This window comes from Paenibacillus sp. GYB006, from assembly GCF_036577645.1.
Taxonomy (GTDB): domain Bacteria; phylum Bacillota; class Bacilli; order Paenibacillales; family Paenibacillaceae; genus Paenibacillus.
On sequence record NZ_JARBDA010000016.1, the window covers coordinates 1 to 19,822 of the forward strand.

A 19,822-nucleotide genomic window follows, 5' to 3' on the forward strand; every position below is an offset into this window, starting at 1 on the left:
CACCCGTCCGCCGCTAAGTCTCAGAGAAGCAAGCTTCTCATTGACTCCGCTCGACTTGCATGTATTAGGCACGCCGCCAGCGTTCGTCCTGAGCCAGGATCAAACTCTCCAATAAAGTTATTGAAAATAGCGATAAGCTCATTTAGAAAATGCTGACGAGAACTTAAAATCCTCTATTCAATTTGTTATGACCAACAAATTGAATTTGTATTAATTCACTCACGAGTTTCACTTGCGTAAAACTCCTCGTTGTTCAGTTTTCAAAGATCAAATTCATTCGTTTAACTTCGTGTTCATCACCGTTTGTTAATTTCAGCGGCGACTTTTATAATATATCATGTTCTCTTCATTAATGCAAGACTTTTTTTCGAAGTTTTTTTTCGAAGTCTTTTCGACATCCTGTTGACCAGAATGTTTACTTGAAAGGAACGAGTTATAATTTATCATATTTTTGCTAACTGAGTCAATACCCTTTTATAAAAAAGTTTCATATTCTTTATCAAGTTCTCTTAACCCTTTATTACCAATAACAGCCCTCTCTAACCTGCCTCTATATAGTAGGATATATAAAACAAAATCCCCTTCCAATCCATTTAGAATAAATGGACCGAAGGGAGCATTTATATCCACATCATTATTTAAATTGTGAAATACGTGCATTTCTCGCATACTTAGATAGTTCTTTTGCAGGTGCAAATCTTGCATACATACGGAAGACTGTTTTATAACGGTTAGCTATAGCATATCGGATTTCACGATCCAGCCTAGAATCACCGAGATCAAGCAACATCTCATCGAGTTCTTTGCGAATCACATAATCTAGTTCTTTACATTCCTTTTCATTAAACAGCATTCCGAGCATCACAATACTCCTTCATCATGTTTTTTATCTGCCTTACAAGATGTTTTATTGTTATGCTCATGTTTTGCCAAAAATATGAATTAAATCTTAAATTACTTTACAAGCGCGAATGTTATCGTGCTTTCAATTATGGCAGCAATGAACAAGAGAATAACAATCCAAACTGAAGCCGTACCGGTTTGTCTTATAAAGGACCGTAAGTCTGTAGTTCGATTACGAGTTCTCTTCATTCCCTTGCCTAAGGATTTAATGATAAGTACGCCAAACTTTAGACCGAACGCACATGCAACGATAATAGCTGGAATTTCTATAATTCCGTGCGGCAGCAACCCTTTTACGACCACATCGTACATACTTACCCCCTGTTGCCATGATAAATGCAGTAAAAAGCCTAAAACTCCCCCGTTAATAACAAGAAAAATGACAGGGACCACCCCTGCTAGTGCTCCAGCAAATATTACAAGTACGGCCTTCGTAGCATTATTCCAAAATATAAACGTAAAAAAGTTCCACTGCACATTGTCCCCTTGCTGTAACTGCTCACTGATTTCTCTTAACCCGCTGATTTGCTGAATCATGATTTCTTGCAAAGCTCCCGTGCTAATCCAACCAAGGACTCCTCCAACCAGAAAAATGATGGCCGCTGCCCACACGTAATTTGATAACGATTTAAGATCTTTAATAAAGGTTTGTAAATGAAACATGTTGTCCCCCTCTTTCTATGATCAATGTAAGGCTTAGGTTGCTTGTCATATGTACAAGGTACGAGCATACATATAAAAGTAAACGAATTGGTAAATGGAAGGAGCATCGATTATGAATTCATACTTCTATGTCTTAAATGGCCGAAAGATCAAGAAATTTCTCATTGTTTTCGCTGCAGCAATCTTCACTCTTGGAATCATCTACGTGGAGACAGAAAATGTATCCGTATTCTCCGAAGGTGGAGGTTCTCCAACGGCGGTTTACAGTGTTCCCACAGAGAAAAAATTAATCGCCCTGACGTTTGATATCAGCTGGGGGGATAAACGCACTGAACCGATTCTAAAGGTACTTGAAGATAAAAAAGTACAAAAGGCTACTTTTTTCCTGTCCGCCCCTTGGTCAAAAACACACCCTGATATGGTTACAACAATTAGAGATGCAGGCTTTGAAATTGGCAGCCATGGATATAAACATGTGAATTACAGTAGTTTAACGGAAGAAGAAATCCAAAAGCAAATTACAACAGCCCACTCTATTTTAACCGATGTATCGGGAAAAGAACCGAACTTACTCCGTCTTCCAAACGGTGATTTTGATAAGCGAGTACTTCGCATTGCAGATAACCTTAATTATCAGGTTGTTCAGTGGGATACCGATTCCCTGGATTGGAAGAATCCTGGGGTTGATCAAATTGTGAATCGTGTTGTCAGTAAAGCTCATCCCGGTGATATTGTTCTTCTCCATGCCAGTGACTCTGTAAAACAAACTCATGAAGCATTACCTATTATTATTGATCAGCTTCGTCAAAAAGGATATGAGTTCGTGACTGTATCCGAATTAATTAATCAGTCTAATGTAAAAGGTACCGAAGTACGCGACCAAGCCTTTATAGACCAACAAATTGAAGATGCAGCGGGACTGTAAACAAAAAGAGCTAACGCTTAAGTTAGCTCTTTTGCTTTGGAATCCGTTCTTGATACAATTCGGTGAAGCATGAGAATCTGATATGTATTACAAGCAAGAAGCGGAATCACGGTAAATGTGGTAGCTGCATTTTCCCCAATATTTAAAACACCGATGGTCTCCACTATGGTTAAAGCAATCATGAAAAATAAAGTGGGTATTAGGGCATTACTATTCGTAGCTTTTACTTTAAAATATGCGGTTACAAGTGCGGTCGCTAAAATAATGAAACTAAGCAGCATATCAGTAAACCCTGTTTTACTATTATCCATAAATATACGGAAGAACATTAATTCCAGTAAGGCAAGAATCGTTAGAGCCAACTGAATGTAATTCCATGTTTTTATAGAAAATGTGCCTCTCCCCATATAATTAAGGATTAAGTAAGCGAAAAAGCCAAGCTGTGAGTAGACACTAATCATCATACCTGCTCCGAATAAAATAAGTAGATACAATAGGAAATCTGCTGTACTTGATGGCTTGTATTCCCCCGTGGTGAGTATAAGTCCTGTTAATAATGACGCGATCCCACCGATACATAGGGTTTGCCAAAATAAATTAAACCATTTCCTTAAATTCAAAACTTTTCCACCTCCAAGTGTTTATTTTACCAACGATCTCTAAAAAACACCATGGCTTTACAGACATAATTCCCTTACTTGCCCCACATACTACATTCAGTTATTGAGACAAAGGGGATGTGAAACAATTGAAGTGGCATAGCATTAAATGTTTATGTATTGCAGGAGGTCTGGCTTTATTTTTATCCGGTTGCGGGTCTGATAATCCAAGTTCTGCTCCGCAGGGGAGTTATAAAGAAACAAAGACAATGGTCATAGATATTCTAAAAAGTGATGAAGGTAAAAAAGCTCTGGAAGAAGCTCTTCTCGGAGAACGTAGTTCGGGTCAAAGTTCATCCAGCGAAGTAGGTTCGGGAAGTAATTCAAGTGTCTCAGGGAATACATCTAAAGGGTTAGGAATAAGAATGCTCACTTCACAGAGCTCTTCCGATGAAATCAGAGTGGCCGTTAAAGACACCTTGTCTTCTCCTGAGTATAAAAAGGTATTCGAGGAAATTATGAAAGATCCTAAATTTGCTGGGGATTTTGCTAAAGTAGTCAATTCCCAAAGTAAACAAATTCATATGGAACTTATTAAAGATCCCTCCTATCAAAAATCAATGGAAGATATCTTAAAATCGCCGGAAATGACTAAAATGTTATTACAACTAACCCAAACGGCAGATTATCGTAAACAGACCATGAGTGTTATGCAGGAAGCCATGCAAAATCCTATTTTTCGGATGGAAGTTATGGAGCTGCTAAAGTCAGTCGTCAAAGAAGAACTTCAGCCTAAACAAAGCGAAGGTGCTGGAGGAGATCAAGAAAAGAAAGACCAATCCAAGAACCAAGGCGGTAAAAAGGAAGAAGGCGGCAGTAGTAGTGGTGGTGGTGAGGGCAGTGGTAACGGCAGTTAACTAATCATTACTTCGATGTATTATTTAGAAAAAACAAGGCCAAGCGAAGCGCTTGGCCTTTTGAATATAATCGTACAATGATTTTCTGTAATTACCGAGAAATTTTAGCTTGTAATTAAATGTTTGGCCACTTCATCATATATCTTACCGATCTCTGTATTTTCCTTATACACTGAAGGCGAAAAATCCGGTTCAGATATATGATTATCCGGAGAACCCAATGGGATTTGAGCAAGGAGTTCCGTGTGCAAGCTTTCTGCTAGTCGGCCTCCTCCACCTCTTCCAAATACATAATCTTTTGTACCGCATGCACTGCACTCGTAGTAAGCCATATTTTCTATTACTCCAAGGAGTTCGTGATTGGTTTGGATGGCCATAGCCCCTGCTCTGGCAGCAACAAATGCGGCAGTGGCATGCGGTGTCGTTACTATAATTTCTTTACTTTGCGGAATCATTTGGTGTACGTCAAGCGCGACGTCGCCTGTACCAGGGGGCAAATCAAGGATCATATAATCTAAATCCCCCCAATTTACATCACTAAAAAACTGTCGCAGCATTTTGCCAAGCATCGGCCCTCTCCAAATGACAGGACTGTTCTCTTGTACGAAGAATCCCATAGACATTACCTTCACACCAAAGCGCTCAACCGGCTCAATTACTCCATCTATAAGTACAGGCGCATCTTCAATGCCCATCATATCTGGGACACTAAACCCGTAGATATCCGCATCTATGATTCCTACTTTTTTGCCTTGTCTCGCCAGGGCAACTGCCAAGTTAACAGTCACTGTTGATTTTCCTACTCCTCCTTTACCACTAGCGATAGCTATAAAGGTAACTCCGGATTCGGGATCAAGTAATTCATGAGACTCCATACCAGCCGCGTGTCCTTTTACAAGCACTTCATCATCGGTAGGTTCTGTTTCTCTTGTTGATTTCTGTTCAAAGCTTTGGAGTGACTCTTTTTCAGCATCTGATGCAAGGCGCATTCTTACGTGAACCTCTTTTACGCCTGCTTCCTGAAGAAGAGCTGTGACATTATTTTTTAAAATATTGCGAACGTTTTCATCATCGGTTAAACAAATCAAGGTTAAAGCCACTCTGTCCTCTTTTACCATGACATCCCGAATAAACTGCAAATCTGTAAATAACAGACCGCTAATAGGCTCCTGCAAGGTAGAAAGCACTTCTAGTACTTGATCTCTTGATAACATGATAATTGCACCTCAGCTTTATCTATTGGCATGTATTTCACTCAGATCTTTCTAATACATGTCCATTATATCACTCACCGAGGTGCAGATGGCCTACTTTTTCATTTTCTCACCAGATGTGTATCTTAGAATCCCTTTGTAGACCGAAGCCGCCACTTTGCGCTGATACTCCTCTTCTGCAAGGAGTCTGGATTCCTCGGGATGTGAAAGAAAACCAACTTCTACTAATACCGCTGGCATTTTTAGCGCTTGCAGCAAATATACAGTGTTCACTGTTTTGGCCATTCGGTCTGTGTTCTCGAGGTTTCTTCTAATCTCATCTTGAACAAGCGCAGCAAAATCTGCATTATCTTCATGATTAGGGTAGTAGAATACCTGAGCACCACTCCAGCGGTTTGAAGGAATGCTATTCATATGGATGGTAATAAAAAGATCTGCTTTTTTGTCACTAATCATCTTAACTCGCTGCTTTAAATCTTCCGTTTTCCGTCTTGAGTAAGATTTGGTCTCAGGGGGAGCCAGGTCTACATCTCTTTCTCTTGTCATCACCACTGTGGCACCTGCTTGCTGCAAATAATCACGTAAGTAGAGAGCCACTGCTAAATTGATATCTTTCTCAATAATTCCTTGTTTGCTGACAGCACCCCCATCAGGCCCTCCATGACCGGCATCGAGAGCTATGACCTTACCCGATAGCGGCAAGCTCCATGTACTCCATGTCTTCGATGCCGGGACCTCATACACAGCAATACAGATGAATAGTGCAAGTAAGAGAACACCCATCATCAGTTTTTTCATCGTGCTTACATGGATCCACACCATGAATTTGTTCGAACTCTGTTTATGCATAAAAAAGCCACCTCCGATCCCATAAATGACCATAATGATCTATATGGGACGAGGTGGACAAATATACCGTCGATATGGACAAACTTATGAAATCTAAGACGTAACGTGTTCCGCCATACCTTGAATCAATATTTGGGCCACTTCTGGACGTGTGAATTCAGGTGGCGGACACTTGCCCTCACGGAGAAGTGCTCTTACTTTGGTGCCAGACAAAGTCATATGGTCTTCTTTACTATGCGGGCATGTTTTGGCAGAAGCCATATTGCCACATTTTAAACAGAAAAAGCTATGTTCAAAGAAAAGAGGAGTAATCCCAAGTTCCTCAGATGTAAAGTTAGTAAATATCTCTTGTGCCTCATAGGTACCGTAGTAGTCTCCTACTCCAGCATGATCCCGACCAACGATAAAATGAGTACATCCATAGTTTTTGCGTACAATCGCGTGGAAAATAGCCTCTCTAGGGCCCGCATAACGCATTGCTGCTGGAAAGACACCTAAAAAGGTACGATCGGCAGGATAATAGTTCTCAAGAAGCGCTAGATAACTGTTCATACGGACATCAGCGGGAACGTCATCTGATTTTGTTTCACCTACCAGCGGATTAAGGAATAATGCATCTACAATCTCCATAGCGCTTTTTTGAATGTACTCATGGGCACGGTGAACAGGGTTGCGTGTTTGGAAACCAACAATCGTTTTCCATCCATTTTGTTGAAAAAGTTGTCGTGTTTGCTCGGGGTCAAAGTAGAACTCATTAAATTTAGCTGGTTGTTTACGGTTTAACAAGAAGATGGGACCGCCAATATAAAAGACAGAACGCTCAAACAATTTTTTTACCCCTGGATGTTCCTGATCATTTGTCTTATAAACATTCTTCGCTTCTTTATCATGATCAACTTCATAAATGCTCTCTATCGTGAGGGTACCGTATATAACATTGTCATCTTGACCTGTAAGTGCAATGGTCTCACCAACTTGGAGGGTTTGTGCCGTATCTCGATCAACGTCAAGTGTAATAGGTATACTCCAAACGGTGCCATCCGAAAGTCTCATTCCTTCAATCACTGACTGATAGTCTGCTTCATTCATAAAGCCCGTAAGCGGAGAAAAAGCTCCTACCCCTATGAGATCAAGATCAGAAATGGTCCAGTTGCTAATGGGTAATTGTCTTAATTTCTCAGCTTTTTGAAGTATTTCTTCCCGATTCCTATCTTCTACAATTCGATTCACTAATGTACCACCGTGAGGTAATATCGACGCCATGATCCCATCTCCCTATCGTCATATACACTTTAGCAATATAATAAATATTTATTTATGAAGTCCGCATTCGGTCTTATCATTGCCTGACCAGCGACCTGCGCGCGGGTCTTCCCCTGGCATTACTTGTCTAGTGCACTGCTCACAGCCGATACTAGGGTAGTTCTGATCATGCAATGCATTATAAATCAAATTGTTATCTTTAATGTAATTCCATACATCCTCATTCGTCCATCCAGCAATCGGGTTGAATTTCATAAGTCCAAATTTCGTGTCATACTCTACCTTCTTAGAGTTAGCACGAGTTGACGCTTGATCTCGGCGAATTCCAGTAATCCAAGCATCGTATTGAGATAAAATACGCGTAAGCGGTTCTACTTTGCGAATATTACAGCAAGCGTTAGGATCTGAATTCCATAGCTCTGGACTATGAGTAGCTGCTTGTTCCTCTGGTGTCAGCTTGGGAGAAACACGGACAAAATCAATATGATAGCGTGCTACAAGTCGATCCCTTGTTTCATATGTCTCTTTAAAGTGAAAGTCTGTATCAAGATAGAAGATATCGGTAGAAGGACTGATTTTTTGTATCATATCCACTAAAACAACATCTTCCGCACCAAAACTACATGCAAAAGTAATGTTCGGAAATGTCTCAACAGCATATCGAATAATCTCTTCAGGAGAAGCATCTTCCAGTTCAATTGCCTTGTCTCTTGCCAACTCTTCTTTTTCTAACAGATTCACAATGAAGACCTCCCACAAGGGTATATTTTTTACACTAAACCGATATATATGATATGAATTACAATTAAGTATAAATATTTCCAGTTATATGTCAATGCTATTTCCAAGGTAAACTGTCAGAATTAATATAAATGATTCATATTCCACTTATATTCCTACGATGTGAATCAAATTCATAACTCATGAAAACAGTAATTTGTAACTATATATAAACAAATAGAACCGTTTGGTCTATATATAGTCCTAATAAAAGCAACCAAAGAAAATATGAAATTGATTCTGTATACAACAAAAAAGCCCTCTCTTCCGAAGAAGAAAGGACTTTTGATCCGAACAGATTAACGTTTGGAGAACTGAGGTGCGCGACGAGCCGCTTTAAGACCGTATTTTTTACGTTCTTTCATACGTGGGTCACGTGTTAAGAAGCCAGCTTTTTTCAAGCTTCCACGGTACTCAGGATCTACTTTAAGAAGTGCACGGGCGATACCGTGACGAATTGCTCCTGCTTGACCAGTAATACCGCCACCGTGAGCAATAACGAGAATATCGTAGTTGCTAGTAGTTTCAGTCAGTTCAAGTGGTTGTTTAACGATCAGTTTGAGTGTTTCCAAACCGCCGAAATAATCGTTGATATCACGTTTGTTAATGACAATGCGTCCTTCACCCGGTACAAGGCGAACACGAGCTACCGAATGTTTACGACGACCTGTCCCATAGTATTGTACTTGTGCCATGAAACTGTCCTCCTTTTAATTATCCGCGAAGTTCGTAAACTTCAGGTTTTTGTGCTGCATGTGGATGTTCAGCGCCAGCATATGCTTTCAATCTAAGTTTCATTTGGTTACCCATACGAGTTTTAGGAAGCATGCCGTGTACAGCAAGTTCGATCATACGTTCAGGTTTGTTTTTCACCATGTCTTTTGCAACAGTGACTTTAAGGCCACCTGGGTGCATGGAATGACGATAGTATTTTTTGTTGTCCATTTTCTTACCTGTAAGAACAATTTTCTCAGCGTTGATGACAACAACGAAATCACCAGTGTCAACGTGTGGAGTAAATTGTGGCTTATGTTTACCGCGGATCAAAGCCGCAGCTTCGCTCGCCAAACGGCCAAGCGTTTTGCCTTCAGCGTCAATGATGTGCCAGTTACGCTCTACTTCATTAGGCTTAGCCATATAAGTGGTACGCATGAAAAGATCCTCCTTTAAATATCGCGTTCATAATACGCATAAATAGTTATCATTTATATTCGTTAAAAGTTGCTGTTAGTTTGATGGATTTACGTGTGTTGCATATCGTTTACTTAAATGGGGCTGTGGGAAAGCCATTAAGAAAACACAACTTATATATTACACGATTAAATGCTACTTCGCAAGACATTATCGCAGGTTTTTTTTAGGAGATGTTCATACTCTACATTCCATAACATTAAACCCTTGCTAACCGCTGTTGGGCCAGCAGCAGAACGGTCCTGTGCAGCTAGGATATGTTTCATATCCTCAGGCTGACGTTTCCCTTCTCCTATTTCCAGGAGCGTACCGATAATAATCCGCACCATATGCTGAAGAAAACCATTACCGGTCAAATAGATATGAATAATACCTTGATCTCGCGGATGATCCACTCTGCACATGGAAGTGTCGTGGTCCATTCGCGCTTCATATAAAGTCCTGACATGGGAATCCTTCGTTGAATGCCTAGATGCGAAAGAAGTAAAGTCGTGTGTACCTAGTAAGTACGGTAAACTTTCATTCATTGCCTTAATATCGAGCTTACCTGGATGGTGTAACTGTATCCGGCGATTAAATAAATCTGCAAATTGATTAGCATTAATTGTATAGCGATAAGTCTTTCTTTTGGCAGATCGCCGGGAATGAAATGAGAGTGGTACTTCGTATGCATCTGTTATAAGGATGTCGTCAGGAAGTCTTGTGTTAAGAGCCATGCACCAGCGCTCAAGAGGAATCTTGGACTCTGTGTGAAAGTGAAACACTTGCCCTCTTGCATGGACCCCAGCATCAGTACGTCCCGAGGCATGGATTTTGATTTCCTCTCCAGTCAGATAGTTAATCGATTTTTCGATGACATCCTGTATTGTGTTGCCTATGGGCTGTGTTTGGAAACCAAAGTAATCCGTTCCATCATAATTTACACGCATACAAATATTCCGCATTATTCTCACCTCATCATACCATACTAATCACAGCAACCACTCGTAATGACAGCATCACAATGAAAAAGAGCTCCTCTCGGAGCTCCTCCCCAAACTACAGCGCAGCACTAGCGAAAAAAAGGGGCAGTTCAGAACCTAGATCCTGTCCACCCTTCCTTCACTCTCGCCTAATATTACACGCGGTCTACTAATTCCAAGTAAACCATAGGTGCAGAATCACCGCGACGAGGTCCCAGTTTCATGATACGAGTGTATCCACCTGGACGCTCAGTGTAACGTGGTGCAATATCGCTGAACAGTTTTTGAATTGCATCCTGTTCACCATCAATTGTTTCACGGCGCACATATGCAGCAACTTGACGACGTGCGTGCAAATCACCTTTTTTAGCTTTAGTGATCAGTTTTTCAGCGATAGAACGAACTTCTTTCGCTTTCGCTTCCGTCGTTTGAATGCGCTCATACAAGAACAGATCCGTTACGAGGTCACGGAACAATGCTTTACGAGCACTGGAGTTACGACCCAACTTTTGGTATGCCATGTTTTCCCCTCCTTCACTTCAAGCAATCGTATTGCTATTCTTCTGTACGAAGACCCAAACCAAGCTCTTCGAGCTTCTCTTGCACTTCTTCTAAAGATTTACGACCCAGGTTACGTACCTTCATCATGTCCTCTTCAGTTTTCGTTGTAAGTTCTTGAACCGTGTTGATACCAGCACGTTTCAAGCAGTTATAGGATCGAACAGATAGATCGAGCTCTTCGATCGTCATTTCGAGTACTTTTTCTTTTTTGTCTTCCTCTTTTTCGACCATGATTTCTGCATCTTTCGCTTCGTCTGTTAGACCCACAAAGAGCAGTACATGTTCAGTCAAGATTTTAGCGCCAAGACTTACAGCTTCTTCTGGACGAATGCTGCCATCAGTCCAAATTTCAAGCGTAAGCTTATCGTAGTTTGTTACTTGACCTACACGCGTATTTTCAACACCGTAGTTGACACGCGCAATCGGGGTATAGATCGAATCCACAGGGATGACGCCGATCGGCTGATCATCGCGTTTATTCCGATCTGCCTGGACGTAGCCGCGACCGCGATTGGCATAAATACGCATGTGAAGTCTCGAACCTGGACCAAGAGTAGCGATATGAAGATCCGGATTAAGGATTTCAACATCACTATCCGCACGGATATCTCCGGCTGTAACAGCCCCTTCACCTTCAGCATCAATCTCAAGAATCTTCTCTTCATCAGAGTGAATCTTCAAAGACAAAGCTTTAAGGTTCAGAATGATTTCCGTAACGTCTTCCATTACGCCAGGAACTGTAGCAAACTCGTGCAACACTCCATCGATTTGCACCGATGTAACTGCCGCACCTGGAAGTGAGGAAAGCAAGATACGGCGAAGCGAGTTACCCAGCGTCGTACCATATCCGCGTTCCAGCGGTTCTACCACAAATTTGCCATAAGTGCCATCATCGTTGACGTCTACCGTCTCAATTTTTGGCTTTTCGATTTCTATCACTGCAATACCCCTCCTTCAAAACGTCGGTCCGATATGAAATATTTACCTTATCTAGTGTTACCATGTAGTATGCCTAAACAACCATTATTAACAGATTGTGCCGGATTATACCACACGAAGGGGGCAAATCTCATTAGACACGACGACGTTTTGGAGGACGGCATCCGTTATGTGGCACAGGAGTTACGTCTTTGATCAGGTTAACTTCAAGACCAGCAGCTTGCAAAGAGCGGATCGCTGCTTCACGGCCAGCACCTGGACCTTTAACCATAACTTCAACTGATTTCATGCCGTGTTCCATTGCTGCTTTAGCTGCAGTTTCTGCTGCCATTTGAGCTGCGAATGGAGTCGACTTACGGGAACCTCTAAATCCAAGACCGCCGGAGCTTGCCCAAGAGATAGCGTTACCGTGTGGATCCGTAATAGTAACAATTGTGTTATTGAACGTGGAACGAATATGAGCCACGCCAGATTCAATATTTTTACGGTCACGACGTTTAGTACGTACGACTTTTTTCGGTTTAGCCATTGTAGATTATCCTCCCTTCTTATTTCTTTTTGTTTGCTACAGTACGACGAGGACCTTTACGCGTACGAGCATTTGTTTTAGTACGTTGTCCACGAACTGGAAGTCCACGACGGTGACGAACACCACGGTAACATCCGATCTCAGTCAAACGTTTAATATTTAAAGAAATTTCTCGACGAAGGTCACCTTCTACCTTAACCGTTTTGTCGATACTTTCACGTAATTTGCTCACTTCATCTTCCGTAAGATCACGGACACGAGTATTCGGACTAATGCCTGTTTCGCTCAAAATTTTCTTGGAAGTCGTTGAACCGATTCCGAAAATATATGTCAAGGCGATCTCAACGCGTTTATCACGTGGCAAATCCACACCAGCTATACGAGCCATTTTACGCTACACCCCCTTCTATTAACCTTGTTTTTGTTTGTGTTTCGGATTTTCGCAGATGACCATTACATTACCTTTGCGGCGAATGACTTTGCATTTCTCGCAGATAGGTTTTACAGAAGGTCTTACCTTCATGTTGATTACCTCCTCAAAGTTTTACGATGAGTAAAACTGACTTCGAAAGCATGCTAACAGCCAGATAATACACAATCTATCTACATAGCGTACACTAGATTATGATACCATGCAAAGCTGATATAAACCTTCATCGTTATTTCAGAAAATAAGCCTTACTATTTACGATAAGTTATACGCCCTTTTGATAGGTCATAAGGCGATAACTGAACAACCACTTTATCTCCTGTCAGAATGCGGATAAAGTGCATCCGCAGTTTGCCGGAAACGTGAGCTAGAATTTGATGACCATTCTCAAGCTCTACTTTGAACGTTGCGTTGGGAAGCGGCTCAAGAACCGTTCCTTCCACTTCAATGACATCTTCTTTGGCCACAGTTAGTCTCCTTTCTCTTCAGCTTTGAACTTCGCCTACATTTAAGAACTGCTGAACTGCATAACGCAGTTTTCCGTTCGTTACCCGTCCAACTTCGTTTAAGCTGTTCACAACCTCGCTGCTAATCATCGGCTGGGGTTCCAGGTGAAGAAGGTTCTTCTTCTTTCGTCCGTCAAACTTACGTTTGTATCCGTCAGCAATATACACGAACCTGTTGTCCTCAACAGCAATGACTACTGCAATCTGACCGGCATCTCTGCCGCGAAGTATTTTTACGATCTGTCCGACTTGTGGGATCTTTTGATTCATCGTCTCATCACCTACGCATCTCGCTTTCGTAAAAATTACATCCTGTCTGGTTAAGAACAAAAGAAAGTTCTTGAGCACACAGCACATTGTCATACGACATTGTATACAGCCGAACATTGTTCGACGCTTCATGCACTCTTCGTTCATCGACTGAAGTACAAATACTGGCAGGAAAACCGTTATAACCTGTGAAAGACGGCACAGCCCCTTGACTGCGATTATGTTGATCAGTCATTTGGTCAAGTTCTCCGGACAAAACCCGAGCAATACCGTGAATTGCAGGATCAGCCTGCACTGATGTGCGAGTTAATCTTGCATCACAGTTTGATCCCAGTTCTGCATCGGACTTACAAATGATCATTACCATTAACCTCGCAGTAAGGATACGATCTCTTGCGACACCGCATGAATTTCCTGTTCCCCGTCGATTTGACGCAGAAGACCTTTGTTCTCATAAAACGTGAGGAGTGGTGCAGTTTTGTTGATATATTCGTCAAGACGTGTACCTACGCTCTCTTCATTATCATCAGAACGTTGATACAATTCGCCGCCGCATTTATCACAAATGCCTTCCTGTTTAGGAGGGTTAAAAACAACATGATACGTAGCACCGCAATTTTTACACAAGCGACGTCCTGTTAGACGAGCAAGAAGTTTGTCACGGTCTACTTTCAAGTTGATGACATGGTCCAAACCAGTATTAAGTCGATTTAGGATACCGTCAAGCGCTTCTGCTTGAGAAATAGTTCTTGGAAATCCATCCAATAGAAACCCTTTCTTGCAGTCAGGCTGCTGTAGGCGTTCTTCAACAATACCGATTGTTACATCGTCTGGTACAAGCAGTCCTTGATCCATGTATTCTTTAGCTTTCATCCCGATAGGAGTTCCCTGTTTGATCGCTAAGCGAAATGCATCGCCTGTTGAAATGTGAGGAATGCTGAATTCATTTACAATTGCTTCTGCTTGCGTCCCTTTCCCTGCCCCAGGAGGGCCCATGAATAAAATGTTCACGTTATGTCACTCCCTCCAAGACTATCCCTTCAACAAGAAACAGCACAATAGGTGCCGGTTCTGGCAACAATCAAACAAATGATTAGCTGCTTTCAATACCGGAACCTATGGCTACTTATTGATGAAACCTTTGTAATGGCGTTTAATCAATTGACTTTCGATTTGTTTGGTCGTATCCAGTGCTACACCGATTACGATCAGCATGGATGTACCTGCAAGTTGTGCAACTTGCGGCAAACCAGAAAGTGAACCTAAGAATACAGGTAGAACGGAGATGACAGCCAAGAACAAAGCTCCGGTCATAGTCAAACGAGTCATGACACGGGACAAGTATTTCTCAGTTGCTTTACCCGGGCGAATGCCTGGGATGTAACCACCATTCTTTTTCATGTTATCGGCCATTTGTTGCGGGTTCATCTGCACGAAAGTGTAGAAGAACGTAAAACCGATAATCATAAGTACATAGAGTACCATACCTAGCGGTTTGTCATAAGACAAATTAGCAGTTACCCAAGTAGCCCAGCCATAATTGGTCCAAAATGAAGCAATAATGACAGGGAACTGAAGAAGTGATACAGCAAAAATGACTGGGATAACACCTGCCGCATTGATCTTCAGCGGAATATGAGTGTTTTGTCCACCATACATTTTGTTACCTACAACACGTTTAGCATATTGAACCGGAATCTTCCGAATCGCCTGCTGGATGTAAATAACCCCTACTACTGTTAACAGGAGAACCAGTACCACAATGATCACTTTAAGTGCATTCATGAATACTTGATCAGCCTGGATAAATTCAGATTCAATTGTTGTACGGATTACATTCGGAATCGTTGAGACGATACCTGCGAAGATAATGATGGAAATCCCGTTACCAATACCTTTTTCAGTAATCTGCTCACCGAGCCACATGAGGAATGAAGTACCTGCAGTCAACACAATTGCAATGATAACATAGTCAATGAATGTCGCATTCGGTATCATTTCCTGTCCATACAACCGATTAAAACTGAGTGAAGTACCAAAAGCCTGGATTAACCCCAAAATTACTGTACCATAACGTGTAAGCTGCGCAAGTTTTTTCTTACCATGCTCACCTTGTTTAGCCCATTCCGCTAGTTTCGGAATAACATCCATCGACAGAAGCTGTACAATGATGGAAGCTGTAATATATGGCATAATCCCGAGCGCAAAAATCGAAAATTGGAACAACGCTCCGCCCGAGAATGTGTTCAGAAGACCAAACAATTCTCTGCCTTGCGAATCTGCCGCAGTGAATACTTCTTTGTTAACTCCGGGAACCGGAACAAAGGAGCCAATGCGATAGATTATCAGAACAAAGAGAGTGAATAAAATCCGTTTACGCAGATCTTCAACTCGCCATATATTCTTTAAGGATGTGAGCATTAGATCACCTCGGTTTTACCGCCGGCAGCCTCGATTTTCTCTACCGCAGATTGAGAGAACTTGTTAGCTTTAACTGTCAACTTCACAGTAATATCGCCATTACCCAGAATTTTGATTCCGGATTTTGTGTTTTTCACAATACCCGAATTAACCAAAATTTCTGGAGTTACTTCTGTACCTGCTTCAAAACTGTTCAGATCTTGAAGATTCACAACCGCATACTCTTTACGAGTAGGATTTGTGAAACCGCGTTTTGGCAGACGACGATACAATGGGTTTTGTCCACCCTCGAAGCCTGGACGTACACCACCGCCAGAGCGAGAGTTTTGACCTTTATGACCGCGACCTGAAGTTTTACCCATACCGCTGGAAGTACCGCGTCCAACGCGTTTGCGTTCTTTGCGGGATCCAGGTGCTGGAGAAAGTTCATGTAACTTCATCGTTCGTTGCACCTCCTTAATGATTTGTGGGACAAGTCCCTTACGTATTACTCTTGGATTTCTTTAACAGAAACCATGTGACTTACTTTGTTCACCATACCGCGGATAGCAGCATTATCGTTATGAACCACAGTTTGGTTGATCTTACGAAGACCGAGTGTGTTAACAGTCGCTCTTTGTGACTCATTACGTCCGATCAAACTGCGAACGAGGGTAATTTCCAATTTAGCCATGAGATTCCCTCCTTAGCCCCGAAGCTCTTCGACAGTTTTTCCACGCAATTTCGCTACATCTTCAGCGCGTTTCAAGCGGGACAAACCTTCCAAGGTCGCATTGACCATGTTCATGGAATTCGAAGAACCCAGTGATTTTGTCAAAATGTCACCTACACCAGCAAGTTCCAAAACGGCACGTACTGGTCCACCAGCGATAACTCCAGTACCTTCAGAAGCTGGTTTCAAAAGAACACGGCCAGCGCCGAACTTACCAGTGATCGTGTGAGGAATAGATGTTCCTACGATTGGCACATAAATCAGATTTTTCTTAGCATCATCAATACCTTTGCGAATCGCATCAGGTACTTCGCCAGCTTTACCAATACCAGCTCCAACCCAGCCGTTGCCATCGCCGACAACAACTAGTGCGCTGAAGCTGAAACGGCGTCCGCCTTTTACTACTTTAGCTACGCGATTAATATTTACAACTCTTTCAGTGAGTTCTAAAGTGTTAGGATCTACACGCAAGTCGTTAACCTCCTTTTAAAAATATCTTAGAATTCAAGCCCTGCTTCACGAGCAGTATCAGCTAATGCTTGAACACGTCCATGATAAAGGTAGCCACCACGATCGAAAACGATGTTAGTGTATCCTTTTTCTTTTGCACGTTTAGCAACGAGTTCGCCGACTTTACGAGCCGCTTCTACGTTACCACCGTTACTGATTTCGCCACTGATTGCTTTATCTACTGTTGATGCGGATACCAGGGTTACACCTGCTACATCATCGATCAATTGAGCGTAGATATGCTTGGATGAACGGAATACGTTCAAACGTGGACGTTCAGCTGTTCCAGAAATTTTACCACGAACACGGATATGTCTTTTCAGACGCACTTTGTTCTTATCTTGTTTAGTAATCATCTTCGTTTCACTCCCTTCAGTTTGCCTTTAACGCTTCATATTAAGACGCACAGGGTATATTAGAAACACGAGCATATCGCCACCATATAATAGGGACGAGGGAAAAACGGTAAGAAAACTTATTTCTTCTTACCGGCTTTACCTTCCTTACGGATAATGCGCTCGCCTTCATATTTAATCCCTTTACCTTTGTAAGGCTCAGGTTCGCGAACAGAACGGATCTCAGCTGCATATGCACCTACACGCTCTTTATTGATACCGCGAACGATGATTTTTGTGTTCGTAGGAACATCAAACTCAATGCCCGGCTCCGGAGTGATTTCTACCGGATGGGAGTAACCTACGTTCAGTACGATCTTATCTCCAGATTTGCTTGCACGATATCCGACCCCAACCAGCTCTAGAGATTTTTCGAAACCTTCAGTTACACCACTTACCATGTTACTAACTACGGAACGAGTAGTACCGTGTAGGGAACGATGGAGTTTGTTGTCAGAAGGACGAGTTACAAGAATTTCATTATTTTCAACAGTTACCTTCATATCTTTATGAAGTTCACGTGTGAGAGTACCTTTAGGACCTTTAACCGTAATAACGGTGTCATTCAAAGTGACTTCTACGCCACTTGGTACAGTAATTGGTTTGCGACCAATACGGGACATGTGTTGCACCTCCTTGTTTTGTGACTTATATTACCAAACGTAGCAGATAACTTCGCCGCCAGATTTTGCTTGGCGAGCTTCTTTATCTGTCATTACGCCTTTGGAAGTAGAAATGATCGCGATTCCGAGACCGCCAAGTACGCGAGGTACTTCATTGCTCTTCGTGTAAACACGTAGACCTGGTTTACTGATTCTTTTCAGACCAGTAATAACACGCTCGTTGTTTTGTCCGTATTTCAAGAAGATACGGATGATTCCTTGTTTGTTATCATCCACATATTCAGCATCACGGATGAAACCTTCACGCTTCAGGATTTCAGCGATTTGTTTTTTCATCGTCGAAGCAGGCATTTCTACCGTTTCGTGACGAACTGTGTTCGCATTACGAATGCGAGTAAGCATATCTGCAATTGGATCAGACATAGTCATTGTGTGTAACCTCCTTCCCGTTCAGGACTTTTTACCAGCTTGCTTTTTTCACGCCAGGGATCTGGCCTTTATAAGCTAATTCACGGAAACAAATTCTGCAAATTTTAAACTTCTGTAATACAGAATGTGGACGACCACAACGTTCGCAACGAGTATAAGCACGAACTTTAAACTTCGGAGCACGTTGTTGTTTAACTTTCATTGAAGTTTTTGCCACTTAGCCTGACACCTCCTAAATAATTTCGGAGAATTCGGGGTCTGTCAAAGACTCCCGGATACTTTAAATTCTTACTTTGCGAAAGGCATTCCGAGTTGAGTAAGCAATTCGCGAGACTCTTCATCGGTTTTAGCCGTAGTTACGATTACGATATCCATACCGCGGACTTTGTCCACTTTATCATACTCAATCTCAGGGAAGATGAGTTGCTCTTTAAGACCAAGTGTGTAGTTACCACGACCATCAAACGCTTTGTTTGATACCCCTTGGAAGTCACGTACACGAGGAAGAGTAATGTTGAACAATTTATCAAGGAAGTGGTACATACGCTCGCCGCGCAATGTCACTTTAACCCCGATTGGCATGTTCTCACGCAGTTTAAAACCAGCGATTGATTTTTTAGCTTTTGTAATTACTGGTTTTTGACCAGAAATCAGCTGCAAATCATTCACAGCGGAATCAAGCACTTTGGAGTTTTGGACAGCGTCACCCACCCCCATGTTGATAACCACTTTCTCGATTTTAGGAACTTGCATTACTGAGCTATATTCAAACTTCTGCACCAAAGCAGGAGTTATTTCATTTAGGAAACGTTCTTTCAATCTTGCCATGAATTATGGACCTCCTTTCTCATTCGGTTACATTAGTCGATCGATTCTCCGGAACGTTTAGCAACGCGTACTTTTTTGCCGTTGTCTAAAACTTTGTAACCAATACGGGTTACGTTTCCGCTCTTCGGATCAATATGCATCACGTTCGATACATGGATTGGAGCTTCTTTCTCGATGATGCCGCCTTGCGGATTAAGCTGGTTAGGCTTTTGGTGTTTTTTAACGAGGTTAACACCTTCTACAAGAACACGGTTTTCACGAGGGTAAGCTGCGATGACACGGCCTTTTTTGCCTTTGTCTTTACCGCTGATCACCATAACAGTGTCGTCTTTTTTGACGTGCAACTTGTTGTTATGAGATTCCAAGACCTTTTTCACTTTTGCCATTTCGTACACCTCCTATG

Annotated in this window: 29 protein-coding genes, 1 rRNA gene and 2 pseudogenes; 2 read left to right on the forward strand and 30 right to left on the reverse strand. The window is 42.0% G+C overall.

Translation table 11 applies throughout. The features are described 5' to 3' along the window. The 3 genes from PV403_RS21135 to PV403_RS21145 form a co-directional block, all read right to left on the reverse strand. Positions 1 to 115: ribosomal RNA gene (locus tag PV403_RS21135) — 16S ribosomal RNA — on the reverse strand; the annotation flags it as partial. 519 nt (positions 116 to 634) lie between these two features. Then, the gene (locus PV403_RS21140) at positions 635 to 862 is read right to left on the reverse strand and encodes a hypothetical protein (protein WP_160036639.1); all 228 of its coding nucleotides are present in this window, start codon (positions 860 to 862) and stop codon (positions 635 to 637) included. Positions 863 to 954: 92 nt separating this feature from the next. Beyond that, on the reverse strand, positions 955 to 1,566 hold the full coding sequence (locus PV403_RS21145; protein WP_332085921.1) for a stage II sporulation protein M: 612 nt from the start codon (positions 1,564 to 1,566) through the stop codon (positions 955 to 957). A gap of 112 nt (positions 1,567 to 1,678) precedes the next feature. Here PV403_RS21145 and pdaB point away from each other — a divergent pair, with 112 nt between their 5' ends. Then, positions 1,679 to 2,491 (forward strand): polysaccharide deacetylase family sporulation protein PdaB, encoded by an 813-nt coding sequence (gene pdaB / locus PV403_RS21150; RefSeq protein WP_213535581.1) that lies wholly within the window; start codon positions 1,679 to 1,681, stop codon positions 2,489 to 2,491. Between the two features lie 17 nt (positions 2,492 to 2,508). Here the strand turns inward: pdaB and PV403_RS21155 are convergent, their stop codons facing one another. Next, positions 2,509 to 3,111, reverse strand: coding sequence for a KinB-signaling pathway activation protein (locus PV403_RS21155; RefSeq protein WP_213535582.1), 603 nt, complete (start codon positions 3,109 to 3,111; stop codon positions 2,509 to 2,511). A gap of 128 nt (positions 3,112 to 3,239) precedes the next feature. Between PV403_RS21155 and gerD the strand changes: the two genes are divergently transcribed. Further along, positions 3,240 to 4,007 (forward strand): spore germination lipoprotein GerD, encoded by a 768-nt coding sequence (gene gerD, locus PV403_RS21160; RefSeq protein ID WP_332085922.1) that lies wholly within the window; start codon positions 3,240 to 3,242, stop codon positions 4,005 to 4,007. Positions 4,008 to 4,111: 104 nt separating this feature from the next. Here gerD and PV403_RS21165 read toward each other — a convergent pair whose 3' ends face one another. The 26 genes and pseudogenes from PV403_RS21165 to rplX form a co-directional block, all read right to left on the reverse strand. Next, entirely contained in the window at positions 4,112 to 5,221 is a 1,110-nt protein-coding gene (locus tag PV403_RS21165; protein WP_213535583.1) for an Mrp/NBP35 family ATP-binding protein, read from the reverse strand. A gap of 93 nt (positions 5,222 to 5,314) precedes the next feature. Next, the gene (cwlD, locus tag PV403_RS21170; protein WP_332085923.1) at positions 5,315 to 6,070 is read right to left on the reverse strand and encodes an N-acetylmuramoyl-L-alanine amidase CwlD; all 756 of its coding nucleotides are present in this window, start codon (positions 6,068 to 6,070) and stop codon (positions 5,315 to 5,317) included. A gap of 93 nt (positions 6,071 to 6,163) precedes the next feature. Then, positions 6,164 to 7,333: a sulfate adenylyltransferase gene (gene sat, locus PV403_RS21175; RefSeq protein ID WP_332085924.1), complete on the reverse strand. Its 1,170-nt coding sequence runs from the start codon at positions 7,331 to 7,333 to the stop codon at positions 6,164 to 6,166. 48 nt (positions 7,334 to 7,381) lie between these two features. After that, a complete protein-coding gene (locus PV403_RS21180) occupies positions 7,382 to 8,074 on the reverse strand; it encodes a phosphoadenylyl-sulfate reductase (RefSeq protein ID WP_332085925.1) in 693 nt (230 codons plus the stop codon). Positions 8,075 to 8,412: 338 nt separating this feature from the next. Further along, the gene (gene rpsI / locus PV403_RS21185) at positions 8,413 to 8,808 is read right to left on the reverse strand and encodes a 30S ribosomal protein S9 (RefSeq protein ID WP_160036631.1); all 396 of its coding nucleotides are present in this window, start codon (positions 8,806 to 8,808) and stop codon (positions 8,413 to 8,415) included. A 19-nt stretch (positions 8,809 to 8,827) separates the two neighbouring features. Next, positions 8,828 to 9,265, reverse strand: coding sequence for a 50S ribosomal protein L13 (gene rplM / locus PV403_RS21190; RefSeq protein ID WP_160036630.1), 438 nt, complete (start codon positions 9,263 to 9,265; stop codon positions 8,828 to 8,830). A gap of 167 nt (positions 9,266 to 9,432) precedes the next feature. After that, entirely contained in the window at positions 9,433 to 10,248 is an 816-nt protein-coding gene (truA, locus tag PV403_RS21195) for a tRNA pseudouridine(38-40) synthase TruA (RefSeq protein ID WP_213535590.1), read from the reverse strand. Between the two features lie 173 nt (positions 10,249 to 10,421). Beyond that, positions 10,422 to 10,787, reverse strand: coding sequence for a 50S ribosomal protein L17 (rplQ, locus tag PV403_RS21200; RefSeq protein ID WP_160036628.1), 366 nt, complete (start codon positions 10,785 to 10,787; stop codon positions 10,422 to 10,424). Positions 10,788 to 10,821: 34 nt separating this feature from the next. Continuing rightward, complete coding sequence (locus tag PV403_RS21205) at positions 10,822 to 11,766, reverse strand: DNA-directed RNA polymerase subunit alpha (RefSeq protein ID WP_160036627.1); 945 nt, start codon at positions 11,764 to 11,766, stop codon at positions 10,822 to 10,824. Between the two features lie 133 nt (positions 11,767 to 11,899). Beyond that, the gene (rpsK, locus tag PV403_RS21210) at positions 11,900 to 12,295 is read right to left on the reverse strand and encodes a 30S ribosomal protein S11 (RefSeq protein ID WP_068537278.1); all 396 of its coding nucleotides are present in this window, start codon (positions 12,293 to 12,295) and stop codon (positions 11,900 to 11,902) included. 19 nt (positions 12,296 to 12,314) lie between these two features. Next, a complete protein-coding gene (rpsM, locus tag PV403_RS21215; protein ID WP_160036626.1) occupies positions 12,315 to 12,683 on the reverse strand; it encodes a 30S ribosomal protein S13 in 369 nt (122 codons plus the stop codon). A 21-nt stretch (positions 12,684 to 12,704) separates the two neighbouring features. Continuing rightward, positions 12,705 to 12,818 (reverse strand): 50S ribosomal protein L36, encoded by a 114-nt coding sequence (gene rpmJ, locus PV403_RS21220; protein ID WP_003333770.1) that lies wholly within the window; start codon positions 12,816 to 12,818, stop codon positions 12,705 to 12,707. 158 nt (positions 12,819 to 12,976) lie between these two features. Next, positions 12,977 to 13,192, reverse strand: a complete 216-nt coding sequence (gene infA, locus PV403_RS21225; RefSeq protein WP_036652996.1) for a translation initiation factor IF-1 — start codon at positions 13,190 to 13,192, stop codon at positions 12,977 to 12,979. 2 nt (positions 13,193 to 13,194) lie between these two features. Further along, positions 13,195 to 13,501 (reverse strand): annotated as a pseudogene (locus tag PV403_RS21230) (KOW motif-containing protein). Between the two features lie 130 nt (positions 13,502 to 13,631). Continuing rightward, positions 13,632 to 13,862 (reverse strand): annotated as a pseudogene (locus PV403_RS21235) (hypothetical protein); the annotation flags it as partial. A 5-nt stretch (positions 13,863 to 13,867) separates the two neighbouring features. Further along, positions 13,868 to 14,512 carry an adenylate kinase gene (locus tag PV403_RS21240; RefSeq protein WP_191804544.1) on the reverse strand — a complete coding sequence of 215 codons (645 nt, stop codon included), beginning with the start codon at positions 14,510 to 14,512 and terminating at the stop codon, positions 13,868 to 13,870. Positions 14,513 to 14,623: 111 nt separating this feature from the next. Next, positions 14,624 to 15,922 (reverse strand): preprotein translocase subunit SecY, encoded by a 1,299-nt coding sequence (gene secY / locus PV403_RS21245; RefSeq protein WP_213535592.1) that lies wholly within the window; start codon positions 15,920 to 15,922, stop codon positions 14,624 to 14,626. Further along, on the reverse strand, positions 15,922 to 16,362 hold the full coding sequence (gene rplO / locus PV403_RS21250; protein ID WP_213535593.1) for a 50S ribosomal protein L15: 441 nt from the start codon (positions 16,360 to 16,362) through the stop codon (positions 15,922 to 15,924). The genes secY and rplO overlap by 1 nt, the downstream gene beginning before the upstream one ends. A 47-nt stretch (positions 16,363 to 16,409) precedes the next feature. Next, complete coding sequence (gene rpmD, locus PV403_RS21255; RefSeq protein WP_160036622.1) at positions 16,410 to 16,595, reverse strand: 50S ribosomal protein L30; 186 nt, start codon at positions 16,593 to 16,595, stop codon at positions 16,410 to 16,412. A gap of 12 nt (positions 16,596 to 16,607) precedes the next feature. Continuing rightward, the gene (rpsE, locus tag PV403_RS21260; RefSeq protein ID WP_160036621.1) at positions 16,608 to 17,105 is read right to left on the reverse strand and encodes a 30S ribosomal protein S5; all 498 of its coding nucleotides are present in this window, start codon (positions 17,103 to 17,105) and stop codon (positions 16,608 to 16,610) included. Between the two features lie 26 nt (positions 17,106 to 17,131). After that, positions 17,132 to 17,500 carry a 50S ribosomal protein L18 gene (rplR, locus tag PV403_RS21265; protein ID WP_332085926.1) on the reverse strand — a complete coding sequence of 123 codons (369 nt, stop codon included), beginning with the start codon at positions 17,498 to 17,500 and terminating at the stop codon, positions 17,132 to 17,134. Positions 17,501 to 17,619: 119 nt separating this feature from the next. Beyond that, complete coding sequence (rplF, locus tag PV403_RS21270; RefSeq protein ID WP_191804534.1) at positions 17,620 to 18,162, reverse strand: 50S ribosomal protein L6; 543 nt, start codon at positions 18,160 to 18,162, stop codon at positions 17,620 to 17,622. Positions 18,163 to 18,192: 30 nt separating this feature from the next. Continuing rightward, on the reverse strand, positions 18,193 to 18,591 hold the full coding sequence (rpsH, locus tag PV403_RS21275; protein ID WP_160036618.1) for a 30S ribosomal protein S8: 399 nt from the start codon (positions 18,589 to 18,591) through the stop codon (positions 18,193 to 18,195). A 31-nt stretch (positions 18,592 to 18,622) separates the two neighbouring features. Beyond that, entirely contained in the window at positions 18,623 to 18,808 is a 186-nt protein-coding gene (locus PV403_RS21280; RefSeq protein ID WP_010348808.1) for a type Z 30S ribosomal protein S14, read from the reverse strand. A 71-nt stretch (positions 18,809 to 18,879) separates the two neighbouring features. Continuing rightward, positions 18,880 to 19,419, reverse strand: coding sequence for a 50S ribosomal protein L5 (rplE, locus tag PV403_RS21285; RefSeq protein ID WP_191804532.1), 540 nt, complete (start codon positions 19,417 to 19,419; stop codon positions 18,880 to 18,882). Positions 19,420 to 19,451: 32 nt separating this feature from the next. Beyond that, entirely contained in the window at positions 19,452 to 19,805 is a 354-nt protein-coding gene (rplX, locus tag PV403_RS21290) for a 50S ribosomal protein L24 (RefSeq protein WP_076315706.1), read from the reverse strand. Positions 19,806 to 19,822 lie beyond the last annotated feature (17 nt).